The 15,984-nt window shown below is 56.3% G+C and carries 14 protein-coding genes; 9 read left to right on the plus strand and 5 right to left on the minus strand.

Going from position 1 to position 15,984, the window contains the following annotated elements; all coding sequences use genetic code 11:
- Window positions 1-10: 10 nt before the first annotated feature.
- Window positions 11-1,906, plus strand: a complete 1,896-nt coding sequence (locus H7R76_RS01685; protein WP_182966830.1) for a bifunctional metallophosphatase/5'-nucleotidase — start codon at window positions 11-13, stop codon at window positions 1,904-1,906.
- 127 nt (window positions 1,907-2,033) lie between these two features.
- Here H7R76_RS01685 and zntA read toward each other — a convergent pair whose 3' ends face one another.
- A complete protein-coding gene (gene zntA / locus H7R76_RS01690; protein WP_106925072.1) occupies window positions 2,034-4,229 on the minus strand; it encodes a Zn(II)/Cd(II)/Pb(II) translocating P-type ATPase ZntA in 2,196 nt (731 codons plus the stop codon).
- A 78-nt stretch (window positions 4,230-4,307) separates the two neighbouring features.
- Window positions 4,308-4,934 (minus strand): lysoplasmalogenase, encoded by a 627-nt coding sequence (locus tag H7R76_RS01695; RefSeq protein WP_106925073.1) that lies wholly within the window; start codon window positions 4,932-4,934, stop codon window positions 4,308-4,310.
- Between the two features lie 144 nt (window positions 4,935-5,078).
- Between H7R76_RS01695 and H7R76_RS01700 the strand changes: the two genes are divergently transcribed.
- On the plus strand, window positions 5,079-5,426 hold the full coding sequence (locus H7R76_RS01700; RefSeq protein ID WP_182929882.1) for a DUF2500 domain-containing protein: 348 nt from the start codon (window positions 5,079-5,081) through the stop codon (window positions 5,424-5,426).
- Between the two features lie 35 nt (window positions 5,427-5,461).
- On the opposite strand, the gene H7R76_RS01705 is transcribed toward H7R76_RS01700, so the two are convergent.
- Both H7R76_RS01705 and rsmD read right to left on the minus strand, forming a co-directional pair.
- The gene (locus H7R76_RS01705) at window positions 5,462-5,740 is read right to left on the minus strand and encodes a DUF1145 family protein (RefSeq protein ID WP_106925075.1); all 279 of its coding nucleotides are present in this window, start codon (window positions 5,738-5,740) and stop codon (window positions 5,462-5,464) included.
- A complete protein-coding gene (gene rsmD / locus H7R76_RS01710; RefSeq protein ID WP_182929883.1) occupies window positions 5,730-6,326 on the minus strand; it encodes a 16S rRNA (guanine(966)-N(2))-methyltransferase in 597 nt (198 codons plus the stop codon). Before rsmD ends, H7R76_RS01705 begins: the two co-directional genes overlap by 11 nt.
- A 179-nt stretch (window positions 6,327-6,505) precedes the next feature.
- Here rsmD and ftsY point away from each other — a divergent pair, with 179 nt between their 5' ends.
- From ftsY to livJ, 6 genes are all read left to right on the plus strand, one after another.
- Window positions 6,506-8,095, plus strand: coding sequence for a signal recognition particle-docking protein FtsY (gene ftsY / locus H7R76_RS01715; RefSeq protein WP_182966832.1), 1,590 nt, complete (start codon window positions 6,506-6,508; stop codon window positions 8,093-8,095).
- A gap of 2 nt (window positions 8,096-8,097) precedes the next feature.
- The gene (gene ftsE / locus H7R76_RS01720; protein WP_106925078.1) at window positions 8,098-8,766 is read left to right on the plus strand and encodes a cell division ATP-binding protein FtsE; all 669 of its coding nucleotides are present in this window, start codon (window positions 8,098-8,100) and stop codon (window positions 8,764-8,766) included.
- Window positions 8,759-9,817 carry a permease-like cell division protein FtsX gene (ftsX, locus tag H7R76_RS01725; RefSeq protein WP_106925079.1) on the plus strand — a complete coding sequence of 353 codons (1,059 nt, stop codon included), beginning with the start codon at window positions 8,759-8,761 and terminating at the stop codon, window positions 9,815-9,817. Before ftsE ends, ftsX begins: the two co-directional genes overlap by 8 nt.
- Window positions 9,818-10,073: 256 nt before the next feature.
- Complete coding sequence (rpoH, locus tag H7R76_RS01730) at window positions 10,074-10,928, plus strand: RNA polymerase sigma factor RpoH (protein WP_106925080.1); 855 nt, start codon at window positions 10,074-10,076, stop codon at window positions 10,926-10,928.
- A 243-nt stretch (window positions 10,929-11,171) separates the two neighbouring features.
- Window positions 11,172-12,437 (plus strand): 4-aminobutyrate--2-oxoglutarate transaminase, encoded by a 1,266-nt coding sequence (locus tag H7R76_RS01735; RefSeq protein ID WP_106925081.1) that lies wholly within the window; start codon window positions 11,172-11,174, stop codon window positions 12,435-12,437.
- A gap of 307 nt (window positions 12,438-12,744) precedes the next feature.
- Complete coding sequence (gene livJ / locus H7R76_RS01740) at window positions 12,745-13,848, plus strand: branched chain amino acid ABC transporter substrate-binding protein LivJ (RefSeq protein ID WP_182929885.1); 1,104 nt, start codon at window positions 12,745-12,747, stop codon at window positions 13,846-13,848.
- 155 nt (window positions 13,849-14,003) lie between these two features.
- Here livJ and panM read toward each other — a convergent pair whose 3' ends face one another.
- Complete coding sequence (panM, locus tag H7R76_RS01745) at window positions 14,004-14,387, minus strand: aspartate 1-decarboxylase autocleavage activator PanM (RefSeq protein WP_106925083.1); 384 nt, start codon at window positions 14,385-14,387, stop codon at window positions 14,004-14,006.
- A gap of 444 nt (window positions 14,388-14,831) precedes the next feature.
- On the opposite strand from panM, the gene livK reads away from it, so the two are divergent.
- Entirely contained in the window at window positions 14,832-15,941 is a 1,110-nt protein-coding gene (gene livK, locus H7R76_RS01750; protein ID WP_106925084.1) for a high-affinity branched-chain amino acid ABC transporter substrate-binding protein LivK, read from the plus strand.
- The last annotated feature ends 43 nt before the right edge of the window (window positions 15,942-15,984 follow it).

Raw genomic sequence — 15,984 nt, forward strand, 5'->3', positions numbered from 1 at the left:
TCAATAAAAAATGAAAAAATCACTTCTTGCGCTCTTACTCTGCTTGGGTACTTCTGCGGCGATGGCTGAACCCGTCAATATCACGATTCTCGGGACTTCCGATCTCCACGGCACCTTCGTCCCGTGGGATTATTCGACGGATACGGAAAACCTGGCCGGAAGCCTGAGTCAGATTGCCACCCAGGTTCGCCAGGTGCGTAGCCAGCAGCCAAACGTCATCCTGGTCGACGCGGGCGATACCATACAGGGCAATTTTGTTGAAACCTTTAAGAACGACAAAACCAGCCCGATGATCCTCGGCTTTAACGCCATGGACTATGACGTGTGGGTGATGGGCAACCACGAATTCGATTTTGGCCTGAAATCGCTGTCGACTTCGCTCAACCAGTTTAAGGGCACGGCGCTGGCCGGGAATATCCTGTGGGACAGCGGCAAGCCTTACCTTCCTGCTTATAAGATTATTGAACGCCAGGGCGTAAAAATTGGCGTGATCGGCATGGATACGCCGATGACCGCCGAATTTGCCAAAGGCACTGACCGGGTAAAAGGGTTGAACTTTACCGATCCGGTTGATGCGGTAAAACAGGCCATCCAGAAGATTCAGGGCCAGGTAGACGCTATTGTGCTGGTGGCACACATGGGGATTGATAACGAGAACCAGCGGCCGGGCACCGGGGTGGGCGATATTGCGCGCGCTAACCCTGAACTGGCGGCTATCGTCGCCGGACACATGCACGTGAAGGTCGACAAAGAAGTGATTAACGGCGTGATTATCACCGAACCGGATAAATACGGCCGCGCGCTGTCGCGAATCGATCTGCAGTTTGAGCTGCACGACGGCAAATATGTGCTGATCAACAAAGACAGTTACACCTATAGCATTAAAGGGATGGCATCGGATAAAGCGCTGGAAACGGTATATCAGCCTTATCATAAAATTCTGCGCGCCAACGCTAATCGACCCATTGCCGAACTGAGCGGCCAGGACCTGGTCCCGCCGGATGCGGTGAAGGGGATTCCACAGGTACATATTCAGGATACCGGTATCAGCAAGCTGTATCAGGATGCCAGCCGCCACTTCGCGCCAAAAGCGCAGGTTATCGCACTGCAGATCGATAATGACCAGCCTAAGCTCAACGTTGGAACCATTAAGGCGAAAGATATTGCCTTTAACTATCAGTATGCGGGCGGCGAAATCACCGTGTATCAGTTGACCGGCAAAGAGCTGAAAAAGTACATGGAGTGGTCGGCGGGCTACTTTAACCAAGTGCATGACGGCGACGTCACTTACAGTTTTAATCCGCAGCGACGGGCCTCTAAATATTCCACCAACGATTTCTTTGATGGCGTCACCTACACTATCGATCTGCGCCAGCCCGCCGGGCAGCGCATTCGCGATCTGAAAATGGCCGATGGCACGCCGGTAACGGACAGCACGCCGATTCGTCTTGGTATGAACAGCTATCGCATGGGCCACCTGACGCAAAAGGGCGGCGCGCTGGAAGGGATGCAGTTCCCGGTATTGTCGGACAGCAAAGCTGAGTATGGCGAAGAGGCGGGGACTATCCGCAATTTAACGATTCGCTATCTGAGCGAAGTGAAGCACGGTAAATATCAGGGACAAACGGTGCAGCGCTGGAAGCTGGCAGGGCTAGAAGGCTACGATCGTGAACGTAAAATTGTCGAAAATCTGCTGAATGAAGGCAAAATCAGCGTGCCGACCAGCGATGATGGCCGCTATAGCAACGTCGCGTCGCTGAATGTGAAAACGCTGCTGTTTAGCGACCCGCAGGCGAAGAAGCAAAAACAGGCAGCGTTACAGGCTGAGCTCGCAGCTGCTACCTCGCCGTCGGCGAAAAAGCGGGTGAGCGATCGGCTGGTGATGCTTGAGGCGATCAACGAATAAGCGTGCAGTGCACCATCCGCGCTCTGTGCCGAACTGCCTGATGGCGCTATGCTTATCAGGCCTACAGGGTAGGTAACCCGTAGGCCGGGTAAGGCGTAGCCGCCACCCGGCAGACAGGACTGCGCGGTTATTTCCTTCGCAGTAGCCGCAGCGCGTTCAGCGTCACCAGTACCGTTGCGCCGGTATCGGCCAGCACCGCCAGCCATAATCCGGTCATACCGAGCAGGGTGGTGACCAGGAATATGCCCTTCAGCCCCAGCGCAATGGCGATGTTCTGCCGTACGTTGGCATGGGTCGCGCGCGCCAGACGGATCATTTGCACCAGCCCGGTCAGGCGGTTGTGGGTCAGCGCCGCGTCGGCGGTTTCCAGCGCGACGTCGGTACCGCTGCCCATCGCAATCCCCATTGCCGCTGCTTTCATTGCCGGAGCGTCGTTGATGCCGTCGCCAACCATGGCCAGCGGCCCTTGTGCGTTCAACGCAGTGACCTCTTTGACCTTGTCGGCAGGCAGCAGATTCGCGCGGTACGTCATCCCCAGCTCGTCGGCAATCGCCTTCGCGGCCCGTGGGTTATCGCCGGTGAGGATGATACCCTGAATCCCCAGTTCACGCAGGCCGTCCACTGCCTGTCGCGCTTCCTGACGTACCGTATCGCGCAGCGCCAGAATGCCCAACAGCGTCTCGTCGCGGGTGACCAACACCACGGTATTACCTTCATTTTCCAGCTGCTGAATCTGCGCCTGCTGCGCATCTGCCGGGATTTTTCCTGCTGCGCAAATCACGATGGACTGGCCATCGACCTCCGCTTCAATCCCTGAACCGACCAGCGTACGCTGCGCTTTGGCCTGTGGGATAGCCAACTGACGCTGCTGCGCTTCGCGAACAATCGCCTGCGCCAGCGGATGCGTGGAGCCTTGCTCAACGGAGGCCGCCAGCGCCAACAGCGCATCTTCAGCCAGTTCGGCGGCAGGGATAATACGGGTGACCTGCGGTTTCCCGAGGGTCAGGGTACCGGTTTTATCAAACGCCATCTGGCGAATCAGGCCGAGCTGCTCGAGCGCCGCGCCGCCTTTTATCAACGCGCCTTGACGCGCCGCAGTGGCGAGGCCAGAGGTTATTGCTGCAGGTGTAGAAATGACCAGCGCGCACGGGCAGCCAATCAACAGCAGAGTCAGCCCTTTGTAAATCCATTCTTCCCATGACGCGGCAAACAGCAGCGGCGGCACCAGGGTGACCAGCAGCGCAACCGCCATAATGGCCGGGGTGTAGATACGGCTGAAGCGGTCGATAAAGCGCTCGATAGGCGCGCGGCGCTCTTCGGCCTCTTCAATCAGGCGCAGGATGCGGTCAATGGCGCTATCGCCCGGCTTCGAGATGACGCTCAGCTGCACCAGACGGTCAGCGCTGGTCGCGCCTGCCGGTACGCTTTCTCCGGCGCTACGCTCAACGGGAATCGACTCGCCGGTTAAAGCACTTTCATCAAAGCTGGCGAAAGGCGTTAACAATTTACCGTCAGCAGGCAGACGGCCGCCGGCAGCGACTTCAATCACGTCTCCCGGCTGCAGGTCCTTTTGGGCTACGGTTTCACGCTGGCCGTCGCGCACGCGCACGGCGGTATCTGGCTTCAGCGCCATCAGTGCGCTCACGCCCTGACGCGCGCGGTTTGCCGCCCAGCCCTCTAGCCGTTCCCCGATTAAAAACAGCAACAGCACCATGGCTGCTTCGGCCGTTGCGCCGATAAACAGCGCGCCGAGGGCTGCGACGCTCATCAGCGTTTCAATGGCAAACCAGCTACCGCTCTTGATTAAGCGCAGCGCCTGGCGGGCGATAGGGTACAGGCCGACCAGCGTAGTGGCGATAAACGCAAGGTTGCCGAACGGATGATTAAACTGTTCCAGCCCCCAGCTGATCGCCATCATGACGATCAGCACTATCAGCGGCAGGTTTTCTTTCCAGCGGGAGTCCGCGGCGTTGGCCTGAGGGGTATCTTCGCCACGCAGCGTGTAGCCAGCGGCGCTGACCGCCTTTTCCACCTGTGTGCGTACGTCTTCATCGGCTTCAACCAGCAGTTTTTCGGTGGCAAAGACCACCTTCGCTTTTTTCACGCCGGCCACCTGGGCGGCCGCCGTCTCTACTTTACGGGCGCAGGCGGCGCAGTCCATACCGTTGACGACCCAGCTGTAGCGGGCGTCGAGCACGGCGTCGGCCGGCGCTACTGTGCTCGCGCACTGGCTGTCGCAGCAGCAATCATCCTGCGGTACGAGCGCGGGCTTGAATGAGGTGAACTGAGGGGGCTTCTTGCCCTGTGTCTCTGGAGTCGACATGGTATCCTCCGGTTAATGATCGTTGATTCATTAAGCGCAGCATACACTCTGGAGTCGACTCCAGAGTCAAGCAGGAAATTACAGATACAGCGCGCGAACGATAAAGAAATGTCCGGCAAAGTAGCAGGCGGCATAAATTGCGGTATCGGCGCGGAAGCGGCGGCGATACTGGCTGAACAGCCACACAATGTTACCAATAAGCAGCAGCGAGGCGCCGAGGAAACCGGACATCGCGGTGTCCGTTGGCCGCAGGAACCACTGTTCACCCGCTACCCACACCATCACCAGCGTCATGCCGATAAAGGCCAGTACCGGCAGGCGCATCTCTTCAAGCCGCGTCCAGATGACCGCCAGCCACAGCGCGCCAATCACCAACAGCACTACCGGCAGCGGCCAGAAGAAGGTGAAGGTCAGCTGGCTGGCGAACCAGATGGTATACAGCAGGTGCGAGAGGAAAAATGCCCCTACGGCGTACAGCATCCGCTGACGCGGTAGCTGTGTGAGGGTATCGCCGACCAATGCGGCGCACAGGCCCGCCAGCACCAGGTAGCTGATGGCGTTAAACATGGGCGCCTGCCAGGCGAGAAACAGCAATAAGATAAGCGTGATGGGTTTAAAGACCCAGCGCTGCCAGGTAGGGCCACGGTAGGCGGCATCGACATAGAGCCAGCCTGAGAAGAAAACGGCGATGAACGACCAAAGCATATTAAGTCCCTGTTATCATTGATGGGTACTGTATAGCCAGTCCTGAATATTCAGTGTAGTCGGGCTGGCGACCTGATGACAATGGCTGACCGCGCCCTTTACTATCATTTGCGTAAATTCTTAAGAGAACCTGAAATGAGCAAAATGCCCCTTTTTTTCATCGTGGTCGTAGCCGTTATCGTGGTGGCGGCGTCTTTTCGCTATGTGCAGCAGCGGCGGGAAAAGATGGACAACGATGCCGCGCCGCTGATGCAAAAGCGGGTGGTCGTTAGCAATAAACGCGAGAAGGTGCTTAACGATCGTCGCTCTCGTCAGCAGACGGTAACGCCTGCGGGCAGTGAAATGCGCTATGACGTCGGCTTTAAGCCGGAGCAGGGGGGCCTGGAGGTGAGTTTTCGGGTCGATGCCGCGCAGTATCATCAACTGACGGTGGGGGACAAAGGGACCCTGAGCTACAAAGGCTCGCGCTTCGTGGCGTTTCACGCCGACTAAGGTAACGCGGCCTGGCGTAGCGCCAGGCCGGCCGATTATTTCTTCTTCAGGCTGGCGCCAATTTTCTTCTGCCACACCAGCAGTTCGAAGACGCCGAAAAGGAAAATACGGACCTTTTCACCGCGCGTCATCTGCGGTCCATCTTTTGGCAGCGTCGATTGCAGCAGCGCCATCTGCATACCGTGCATCAGGACCATAAAGACCAGCGCGACGTTGACGAAAATATTCAGCGGACGCGGGAACGGATGGAACAGGTTGAGCGCCAGAAACGCCCACACGCACAGCATCAATAAGCGACCCAGATTAATCAGCATCCTTTTCTCCCTGTTCTTCACGATGATAGAGGCGGTAGGCCACCTGACCCGCTATTTTTTCTCTGTGCAGATCCCAGCCTGCGGGCACCGGCGGCAGTCCGTTTTCGACTTCGCTTTCGACGTAGATTAACGCGCCGTCGGCCAGCCAGCCGTTGCTCTCAAGCAGGCGTAGCGTCTCTTCCAGTAACCCCTTACGAAACGGCGGATCGACAAACACGATATCGTGCGGCGTACCGGCCTGGTTGAGGAAGGTAAGGGCGTTAGTATTGACCACTTTGCCATGCCCGGCCTTCAGCGTCGCAAGGTTTTTTTGCAGCTGTTGGGCGACATGACGCTCCATCTCCAGCAGCGTCGCGCTGGCGGCGTAGCGAGAGAGCGCTTCCAGCCCCAGCGCGCCGCTGCCCGCGAAGCAGTCCAGGCAACGGGCGTCGACCATCGACGGGGCCAGCCAGTTGAATAGCGTTTCGCGCACCCGGTCGGTGGTGGGGCGCAATCCTGGGCTATCAGGAACGGGGAGTTTACGGCCGCGCCACTGACCGCCAATAATGCGAATCTGGCCACTGCCGCCGGAAGTTGGTTTTTTCATTTGCTTGCTCTGGTCGCTCTTTCGGCCTGCTATTCTAGCGATCTGCTCTGCTGGGTGAAAGCGGTGAAGACAGGGAAGTTAAGTGGTAGACTAAGCCACTAATTTCATCCTTAATTTTAGCCTTCGCGTCGATTGTGGCGAAGTGGCGCCATCAAAAACAGCGGGGAGTGTGGTAGCAAATGGCAAAAGAAAAAAAACGTGGCTTTTTTTCCTGGCTGGGCTTTGGGCAAAAAGAACAGGAACAGGTTGTTGAATCAGAAGAAAAAATCGAATCGCAGCCGGTAGAAGATACGCCTGCTGCCGAGCCGGAAGTCGTTGCCGAACCGACACCTGCCGCTGAAGACGGCCATACGGTTGCCGAGAGCGAAGCTTTTGCTGCTGAAGTCGTGGAAGTGACCGAGCAGGTCGCGGAAAGCGAAAAAGCGCAGCCGGAAGTGGTTGAAGAAATCCAGCCGGTTGCCGAAGCGCAGCCGGAAGCGGTTGAAGAGATCCAACCGGTTGCTGAAGCGCAGCCGGAAGCGGTTGAAGAAATCCAGCCGGTTGCCGAAGCGCAGCCGGAAGCGGTTGAAGAGATCCAGCCGGTTGTTGAAGTGCAGCCGGAAGTGGTTGAAGAAATCCAGCCGGTTGTTGAAGCGCAGCCGGAAGCGGTTGAAGAAATCCAGCCGGTTGTTGAAGCGCAGCCGGAAGCGGTCGAGGAAATCCAGCCAGAGGCGATTGACGACGTTGAGCCTGCGCTAACTGACGAAGAACTGGAAGCACAGGCGCTGGCGACACAGTCCGAAGACGACATCGAAGCACAAGATGATGCGCCGTCCGACGATGCCCAGCAGGAGCAGGAAAAGCCAACCAAAGAAGGTTTCTTTGCGCGCCTGAAGCGCAGTTTGCTGAAAACAAAAGAAAATCTCGGTTCCGGATTTATCAGTCTGTTCCGCGGCAAGAAAATCGACGACGATCTGTTTGAAGAGCTCGAAGAACAGCTGTTGATTGCCGACGTTGGCGTGGAGACCACCCGTAAAATTATCAGTAGCCTGACCGACACCGCCAGCCGTAAACAGCTGCGCGATGCCGAAGCGCTGTACGGTCTGCTGAAAGAAGAAATGGGTGAAATTCTCGCAAAAGTTGATGAACCGCTTAATATTGAAGGCAAAACGCCATTCGTCATTCTGATGGTCGGCGTCAACGGCGTGGGTAAAACCACCACCATCGGCAAGCTGGCACGCCAGTTTGAGCAGCAGGGTAAATCCGTCATGCTGGCGGCAGGCGACACCTTCCGCGCCGCGGCGGTTGAGCAGCTGCAGGTCTGGGGCCAGCGCAACAACATTCCGGTGATTGCGCAGCACACCGGCGCAGACTCGGCTTCGGTCATCTTTGACGCTATTCAGGCTGCGAAAGCGCGTAACGTCGATGTGCTGATTGCCGATACCGCCGGGCGCCTGCAGAACAAATCGCACCTGATGGAAGAACTGAAGAAAATTGTCCGCGTGATGAAGAAACTCGACGTGGATGCGCCGCATGAAGTGATGCTGACTATTGATGCCAGCACCGGGCAGAACGCTATCAGCCAGGCCAAACTGTTCCATGAGGCTGTGGGCCTGACCGGCATTACGTTGACTAAACTCGACGGTACCGCCAAAGGTGGGGTGATCTTCTCCGTGGCGGACCAGTTCGGTATCCCGATTCGTTATATCGGCGTCGGCGAACGTATAGAGGACTTGCGTCCGTTTAAAGCGGGCGATTTTATTGAGGCACTTTTTGCCCGAGAGGACTAACAATGATTCGCTTTGAACACGTCAGCAAAGCCTATCTCGGCGGGAGACAAGCGCTGCAGGGCGTCACTTTCCACCTGCAGCCGGGCGAGATGGCATTTCTGACCGGCCACTCCGGCGCGGGTAAGAGTACCCTGCTGAAGCTTATCTGTGGGATTGAACGGCCGAGTGCTGGCAAAATCTTCTTCAGCGGCCACGATATCAGCCGCCTGAAGAACCGCGAGGTGCCGTTTCTGCGCCGTCAGATCGGCATGATTTTCCAGGATCACCATTTGCTGATGGACCGTACTGTTTTTGACAACGTCGCGATCCCTTTGATTATTGCGGGTGCCAGCGCCGACGATATCCGTCGCCGCGTGTCGGCCGCGCTGGATAAAGTCGGGCTGCTGGACAAGGCGAAAAACTTCCCGATCCAGCTTTCCGGCGGTGAGCAGCAGCGCGTGGGCATCGCGCGCGCGGTGGTGAATAAACCCGCGGTACTGCTGGCGGATGAACCTACCGGTAACCTGGATAACGCGCTGTCGGAAGGCATCCTGCGGCTGTTTGAAGAGTTTAACCGCGTGGGCGTAACGGTACTGATGGCAACCCACGATATTGGACTGATCTCCAGCCGTTCGTATCGCATGCTAACGCTGAGCGACGGCCACTTGCACGGAGGCCTGACAAGTGAATAAGCGCGATGCAATCAACCAGATTCGCCAGTTTGGCGGACGCCTCGATCGTTTCCGTCAGTCTGTGACCTCGGGGGGGGACGGCGGGCGCAATGCGCCGAAGCGCAGCAAGCCCGCGCCGAAGCCGAATTCACGCAAAACCAACGTGTTCAATGAGCAGGTGCGCTATGCGTGGCAGGGCGCGCTGCAGGATCTGAAAAGCAAACCGTTCGCCACCTTCCTGACGGTGATGGTTATCGCTATCTCCCTGACGCTGCCAAGCGTTTGCTACATGGTGTACAAGAACGTGAACACCGCGGCGTCCCAGTACTATCCGTCCCCGCAGATTACCGTCTATCTGGAAAAAACGCTGGATGACGACGCGGCGGCGAAAGTCGTGGGCCAGCTTCAGGCCGAGCAGGGCGTGGATAAGGTGAACTATCTTTCCCGCGACGAGGCGCTGGGCGAATTCCGCAACTGGTCGGGTTTTGGCGGCGCGTTGGATATGCTGGAAGAGAACCCGCTGCCCGCGGTAGCGGTCGTTATTCCGAAAATCGACTTCCAGACGACGGAAGCGCTGAATACGCTGCGCGACCGCGTGGCGCAGATTCAGGGCGTCAACGAAGTGCGCATGGATGACAGCTGGTTTGCGCGTCTGGCTTCGATTACCGGGCTGGTAGGGCGCGTGGCGGCGATGATCGGCGTGCTGATGGTGGCAGCGGTGTTTCTCGTCATTGGTAACAGCGTGCGTCTGAGCATCTTTGCTCGTCGCGATACCATTAACGTGCAGAAGCTGATTGGCGCGACCGATGGCTTTATTCTGCGTCCGTTTCTGTACGGCGGCGCGCTGCTCGGTTTTGCCGGCGCGTTCCTGTCGCTGATTTTGTCGGAGATTCTGGTGATGCGCCTGTCGTCAGCGGTGACCGAAGTGGCGCGGGTGTTCGGTACGCAGTTCGAGTTGAGCGGCCTGTCCTTCGATGAATGTTTGCTGCTGCTGCTGCTGTGTTCGATGATTGGTTGGGTGGCAGCCTGGCTTGCCACGGTACAACATTTACGCCACTTTACCCCCGACTAAAAAAGTTCTGTTATACTCTTCCCCTGCGACGACTTCCGTCCGCAGGGGATGCCGTTTTAAACCCCATCTTTCTGCCCTCGCGGCTATCGCGTGTCACATTTTGTGCGCAATTTATTCACACTGTTGCATGGAACTTGTGGATAAACTCACTGTCTGATAAAAGAGCGGATGATATTCTCGTTGCTCATCGAGCCTGGCATGTTTGTTGCCCTCGGGAACAAACCACGTCAGTATGAAGTGAATTGAGAGGATTTGAATGACCAAAGAAATGCAAAATTTAGCGTTAGCCCCTGTTGGTAACCTGGAATCCTATATCCGGGCTGCGAACGCATGGCCGATGTTGACGGCTGATGAAGAAAAGGCGCTTGCTGAACGGCTGCATTACCAGGGCGATCTGGAAGCAGCTAAAACGCTGATCCTGTCTCACCTGCGCTTTGTTGTTCATATTGCTCGTAACTACTCGGGCTATGGCCTGCCGCAGGCGGACCTGATTCAGGAAGGTAACATTGGCCTGATGAAAGCGGTGCGTCGTTTTAACCCAGAAGTGGGCGTACGCCTTGTCTCCTTTGCGGTGCACTGGATCAAAGCAGAAATCCACGAATATGTGCTGCGTAACTGGCGTATCGTCAAAGTTGCGACCACTAAGGCACAGCGTAAGCTGTTCTTCAACCTGCGTAAAACCAAGCAGCGTCTGGGCTGGTTCAATCAGGACGAAGTGGAAATGGTGGCCCGCGAACTGGGCGTATCCAGCAAAGACGTGCGTGAAATGGAATCACGTATGGCGGCGCAGGACATGGCGTTTGATATGTCCTCGGATGATGAATCCGACAGCCAGACGGTTGCCCCGGTGCTCTATCTGCAGGACAAATCGTCCAACTTTGCTGACGGCATTGAAGACGATAACTGGGAAGAGCAGGCGGCCAACAAGCTGACCGACGCGATGCAGGGCCTGGACGAACGTAGTCAGGACATCATCCGTGCCCGCTGGCTGGATGAAGACAATAAGTCTACGCTGCAGGAACTGGCCGATCGTTACGGCGTTTCCGCCGAACGCGTGCGCCAGCTTGAAAAGAACGCGATGAAAAAACTGCGTGCGGCTATCGAAGCCTGATTTTTGGCGTCGTACCCAATGAACCCTCGAATGTGAATTCGGGGGTTTTTGTTTTGTAGGCTGGATAAGGTGCATCCGCCATCCGGCAATCGACCCCGCTACGGGCTCGTCCTCCAGATAATCTCACCGTCATCACGCTTTCCTCTGCTTATTTCGCGTTTGCCGCTGGCGTTAATTCAGCCAATGGCAAAAACTCAATAAGCGCTACGAATTTTTCCGTCTTTTAACGGCAGGGGGTTTACCGTGAGTAACGAGTCACTGAATCATCGGCGTTTGCAGGCGACGCCGCGCGGGGTTGGCGTGATGTGCGGATTCTATGCGGATCGCGCTGAGAACGCCACGCTGTGGGATATTGAAGGGAATGAGTATATCGATTTTGCCGCCGGGATTGCGGTGCTGAATACCGGCCATCGTCACCCGCAGGTGATGGCTGCGGTGGAGAAACAGCTTCAGGCTTTCACCCATACCGCCTATCAGATTGTCCCCTACGAAAGCTATGTATCATTAGCAGAACGTATTAATGCAGCGGCGCCGATTGCTGGAAATGCCAAAACGGCGTTCTTCAGCACCGGGGCTGAAGCCGTAGAGAATGCGGTAAAAATTGCCCGCGCCTACACCCGGCGTCCGGGGTTGATTACCTTCGGCGGTGGTTTCCACGGCCGTACCTTTATGACGATGGCCCTGACAGGCAAAGTGGCGCCCTACAAAATCGGTTTTGGCCCGTTCCCCGGTTCGGTCTACCATGCGCTCTATCCAAACGCTGCACACGGTGTGACGACCGATATGGCCCTGAAAAGCCTGAACCACATTTTCAAAGCCGACATCGCAGCGGATCAGGTTGCGGCCATTATTCTTGAGCCGGTGCAGGGAGAGGGGGGCTTTAACGTTGCGCCGCCTGACTTTATGCAGGCGCTGCGTACGCTGTGCGATACCCACGGTATTCTGCTGATTGCCGATGAGGTGCAAACCGGTTTTGCCCGTACCGGCAAGCTCTTTGCGATGGAACACCACAGCGTGAAGCCGGATTTGATCACGATGGCCAAAAGCCTGGCCGGCGGTTTCCCGCTTTCTGGCGTGGTCGGGCGTGCCGAAGTGATGGATGCGCCTGCGCCGGGCGGCCTTGGCGGTACCTACGCCGGTAACCCGCTGGCGATTGCTGCCGCCCATGCGGTGCTGGACGTGATTGACGCAGAGGCGCTGTGCACGCGGGCGAATCACCTGGGCCAGCATCTCATTGAAGTGCTGAACAAGACCCGAGAAAGCTGCCCGGCGATTGCCGACGTGCGCGGAGTGGGATCGATGGTGGCCGTCGAGTTTGTCGACCCGCAAACCCGCGAGCCGTCGCCGGAATTCACCAAATTAGTGCAGGAGCGTGCGCTGGCGGAAGGGGTGCTGCTGCTGAGCTGCGGCGTCTACGGCAACGTCATCCGCTTCCTTTATCCGCTCACCATTCCAGAGAAACAGTTCCAGCAGGCGCTGGAGGTGATTCGCCGGGCGCTGGCGGAATAAGCGCAGCCGCCATGTGCATTGCCGGATGGCGGCGTTGCCTTATCCGGCCTACTTTATGTTGTCACCCGAACATTTAAGCCACTCCGATGAGTGGCTTTTTTTTGTCATTTTCGCGTTACAAATCCGTCAAAATTAACGTTTCAAATTCATAAAAATGGGGTATGTTTTAGCGGAGTATGCTGCAAAAGCACAGGCAGCGTCCCTTAATATTAATATCTTATACTTACCATGCGTCGGATATAAGAATAATGTGCTAAATAACAACATCACAACAAATGCAATAACCATAACAATGGGGAACCTCAGGATGAAAATGAAGGGTAAAGCGTTACTGGCAGGATGTATTGCACTGGCATTCAGCAATATGGCATTAGCAGAAAATATTAAAGTTGCTGTTGTTGGCGCAATGTCCGGCCCGGTGGCGCAGTACGGTGACCAGGAGTTCAGCGGCGCGACTCAGGCGGTTGCCGATATTAACGCCAAAGGCGGTATCAAAGGTAATAAGCTGGAAATCGTCAAATATGATGACGCCTGCGACCCGAAACAGGCGGTTGCGGTGGCAAACAAAGTGGTGAATGACGGGATCAAATACGTTATCGGTCACCTCTGCTCCTCCTCTACACAGCCTGCGTCTGATATCTATGAAGACGAAGGTATCTTGATGATTACTCCGGCAGCGACGGCGCCGGAACTGACCGCTCGCGGCTATAAGCTGATTCTGCGCACCACCGGTCTGGACTCCGACCAGGGCCCGACCGCCGCGAAATACATCCTCGAGAAAGTGAAGCCACAGCGCATCGCAGTCGTTCACGATAAGCAGCAGTACGGTGAAGGCCTGGCGCGCGCGGTGCAGGACGGCCTGAAGAAGGGCGGCGCGAATGTGGTCTTCTTTGACGGTATTACCGCTGGTGAGAAAGACTTCTCTACGCTGGTTGCGCGACTGAAGAAAGAGAACATCGACTTTGTTTACTTCGGCGGTTACCACCCTGAGATGGGCCAGATCCTGCGTCAGGCTCGGGCTGCTGGTCTGAAAACCCAGTTCATGGGGCCGGAAGGCGTGGCGAACGTGTCGCTGTCTAATATCGCGGGCGATTCTGCGGAAGGTCTGCTGGTGACGAAACCTAAGAACTACGACCAGGTTCCAGCGAACAAACCGATCGTTGATGCGATTAAGGCGAAGAAACAGGATCCGAGCGGTGCGTTCGTGTGGACCACCTACGCGGCGCTGCAGTCGCTGCAGGCGGGCCTGAACCACTCTGACGATCCGGCTGAGATTGCTAAATTCCTGAAGGCCAACACCGTCGATACCGTCATGGGGCCGCTGTCCTGGGATGAGAAAGGTGACCTGAAGGGCTTCGAATTCGGTATCTTCAACTGGCACGCGAACGGTACGGCGACCGACGCGAAGTAAGACTTTATTGCGCTACGGAACCGCATCAAATGGAGGCCGGATAAGGCGTATGCCGCCATCCGGCAATGTGCGTAGCGCTGCCTGATGGCGCTGCGCTTATCAGGCCTGCACGAGATGTCACCCGGCCGAGGCGTTAGCCGACGCCGGGATCGTCACTACCCGCGAACCCAGCCGTCTGTCTGCGATTTAAACCCCAGTGCTTTCGCAAACGCCGCCATTTCCAGGCTCTCTTCAACACCTGACTTGCTCAGCGTCCAGCGGTTGACCTGCGGGTTATCGCGCATCACCTCTTCCACCAGATACTGTCCTACGCCGCGGCGGCGGGTGACTTCGCGTACGCAAAGATCATCAAGCTGGCCATGGGCACCGTTCAACGTCACCTTCACGGCGGCAAGCAGGCGTTCATTAAAGCGGGCGGCATACAGACGGTGAGCGTCGTCGAGCGCACGTTCTGTGGCAGTACCGGCGGGCCAGATCTTGCCAAGGCAAATGTGGTCCTGGTCGCTAAAGGTCTCTAAACGGATGATGGTCAGCTTCATGGGCAATGGGCTCAAATCACGGAAATGACGGTCAGTGTACTCAATTTATTCTGCTGCAGGCTCTCTCTTTTTTACCCTGGCAGCCAGGTGATTCGTTTTTCGATAACTCCGGCGGCAGTCCGAAACAGCATGGATCGAAAAATCGACAGAATTTTAACCTAAAATCCAGCGTTTTATTCGGCTCTTTGTACCGTTATTTTATGCTGCATAGCGGACTTTTTTTTGTTTATCTATGGCAAAAATCAGAATATTATCTTTTCTTAATAGACTGAAAAATAGAGAATTTAGTCTGTTTTCGTTCAAAAAGCTGCGCTAACCCATTAAAGATAATGGCAAAAATAGCGTTGTATAGTAAAAGTACAGAATGCTTTTTAACCACAACATTACAAAATATCTACACGCCACGACGTGTAAACACGACATCACGAATGGGGATCCCGAAGTATGAAAAGGAATACAAAAACAGTAATCGCAGGGATGATCGCGCTGGCTATGTCTCAAGGGGCTTTGGCTGACGATATCAAGGTTGCGGTCGTTGGTGCGATGTCCGGCCCGGTTGCGCAGTGGGGCGACATGGAGTTCAACGGCGCGCGCCAGGCCATTAAAGATATCAACGCCAAAGGCGGTATTAAGGGCGATAAACTGGTGGGCGTGGAGTACGACGACGCCTGTGACCCGAAACAAGCGGTGGCGGTCGCCAACAAAATCGTCAATGACGGTATTAAATACGTCATCGGCCACCTCTGCTCCTCTTCAACGCAGCCTGCGTCTGACATTTATGAAGATGAAGGCATTCTGATGATCTCCCCAGGGGCCACCAACCCGGAGCTGACCCAACGCGGCTATCAGTACATTATGCGAACCGCAGGCCTGGACTCTTCGCAGGGGCCGACGGCGGCAAACTACATTCTGAATAAGGTCAAACCGCAGCGTATCGCCATCATTCATGACAAACAGCAGTATGGCGAAGGCCTGGCGCGTTCCGTACAGGATGGGCTGAAAAAAGGCGGCGCCAACATCGTCTTCTTCGACGGCATTACCGCCGGGGAGAAAGACTTCTCCGCGCTGATTGCCCGCTTGCAAAAAGAGAATATCGACTTCGTTTACTACGGCGGCTACTACCCGGAAATGGGCCAGATGCTGCGTCAGGCGCGCGCCGTGGGTCTGAAAACCCAGTTTATGGGCCCGGAAGGGGTGGGTAACGCGTCGCTGTCGAACATCGCGGGCGCTGCGGCGGAAGGTATGCTGGTGACCATGCCAAAACGCTATGACCAGGATCCGGCAAATAGCGCTATCGTCGATGCCCTGAAAGCGCAGAAGAAAGATCCGAGCGGCCCGTACGTGTGGATCACCTACGCCGCCGTGCAGTCTCTGGCTACCGCCATGGAACGTACCGGCAGCGATGAGCCGCAGGCGCTGATTAAGGATTTAAAAGCCAACGGGGCGAAAACCGTGATTGGGCCGCTGTCCTGGGATGAAAAAGGCGACCTGAAAGGCTTTGAATTTGGCGTATTCCAGTGGCACGCCGACGGCTCATCCAGCGCGGTGAAGTAACCTTCATTTCCCCCTGGCGGGCGAAGATCCGCAGGGGTAGCAA

The sequence above is a fragment of the Klebsiella sp. WP8-S18-ESBL-06 genome, from assembly GCF_014169755.1.
Taxonomy (GTDB): domain Bacteria; phylum Pseudomonadota; class Gammaproteobacteria; order Enterobacterales; family Enterobacteriaceae; genus Kluyvera; species Kluyvera ascorbata_B.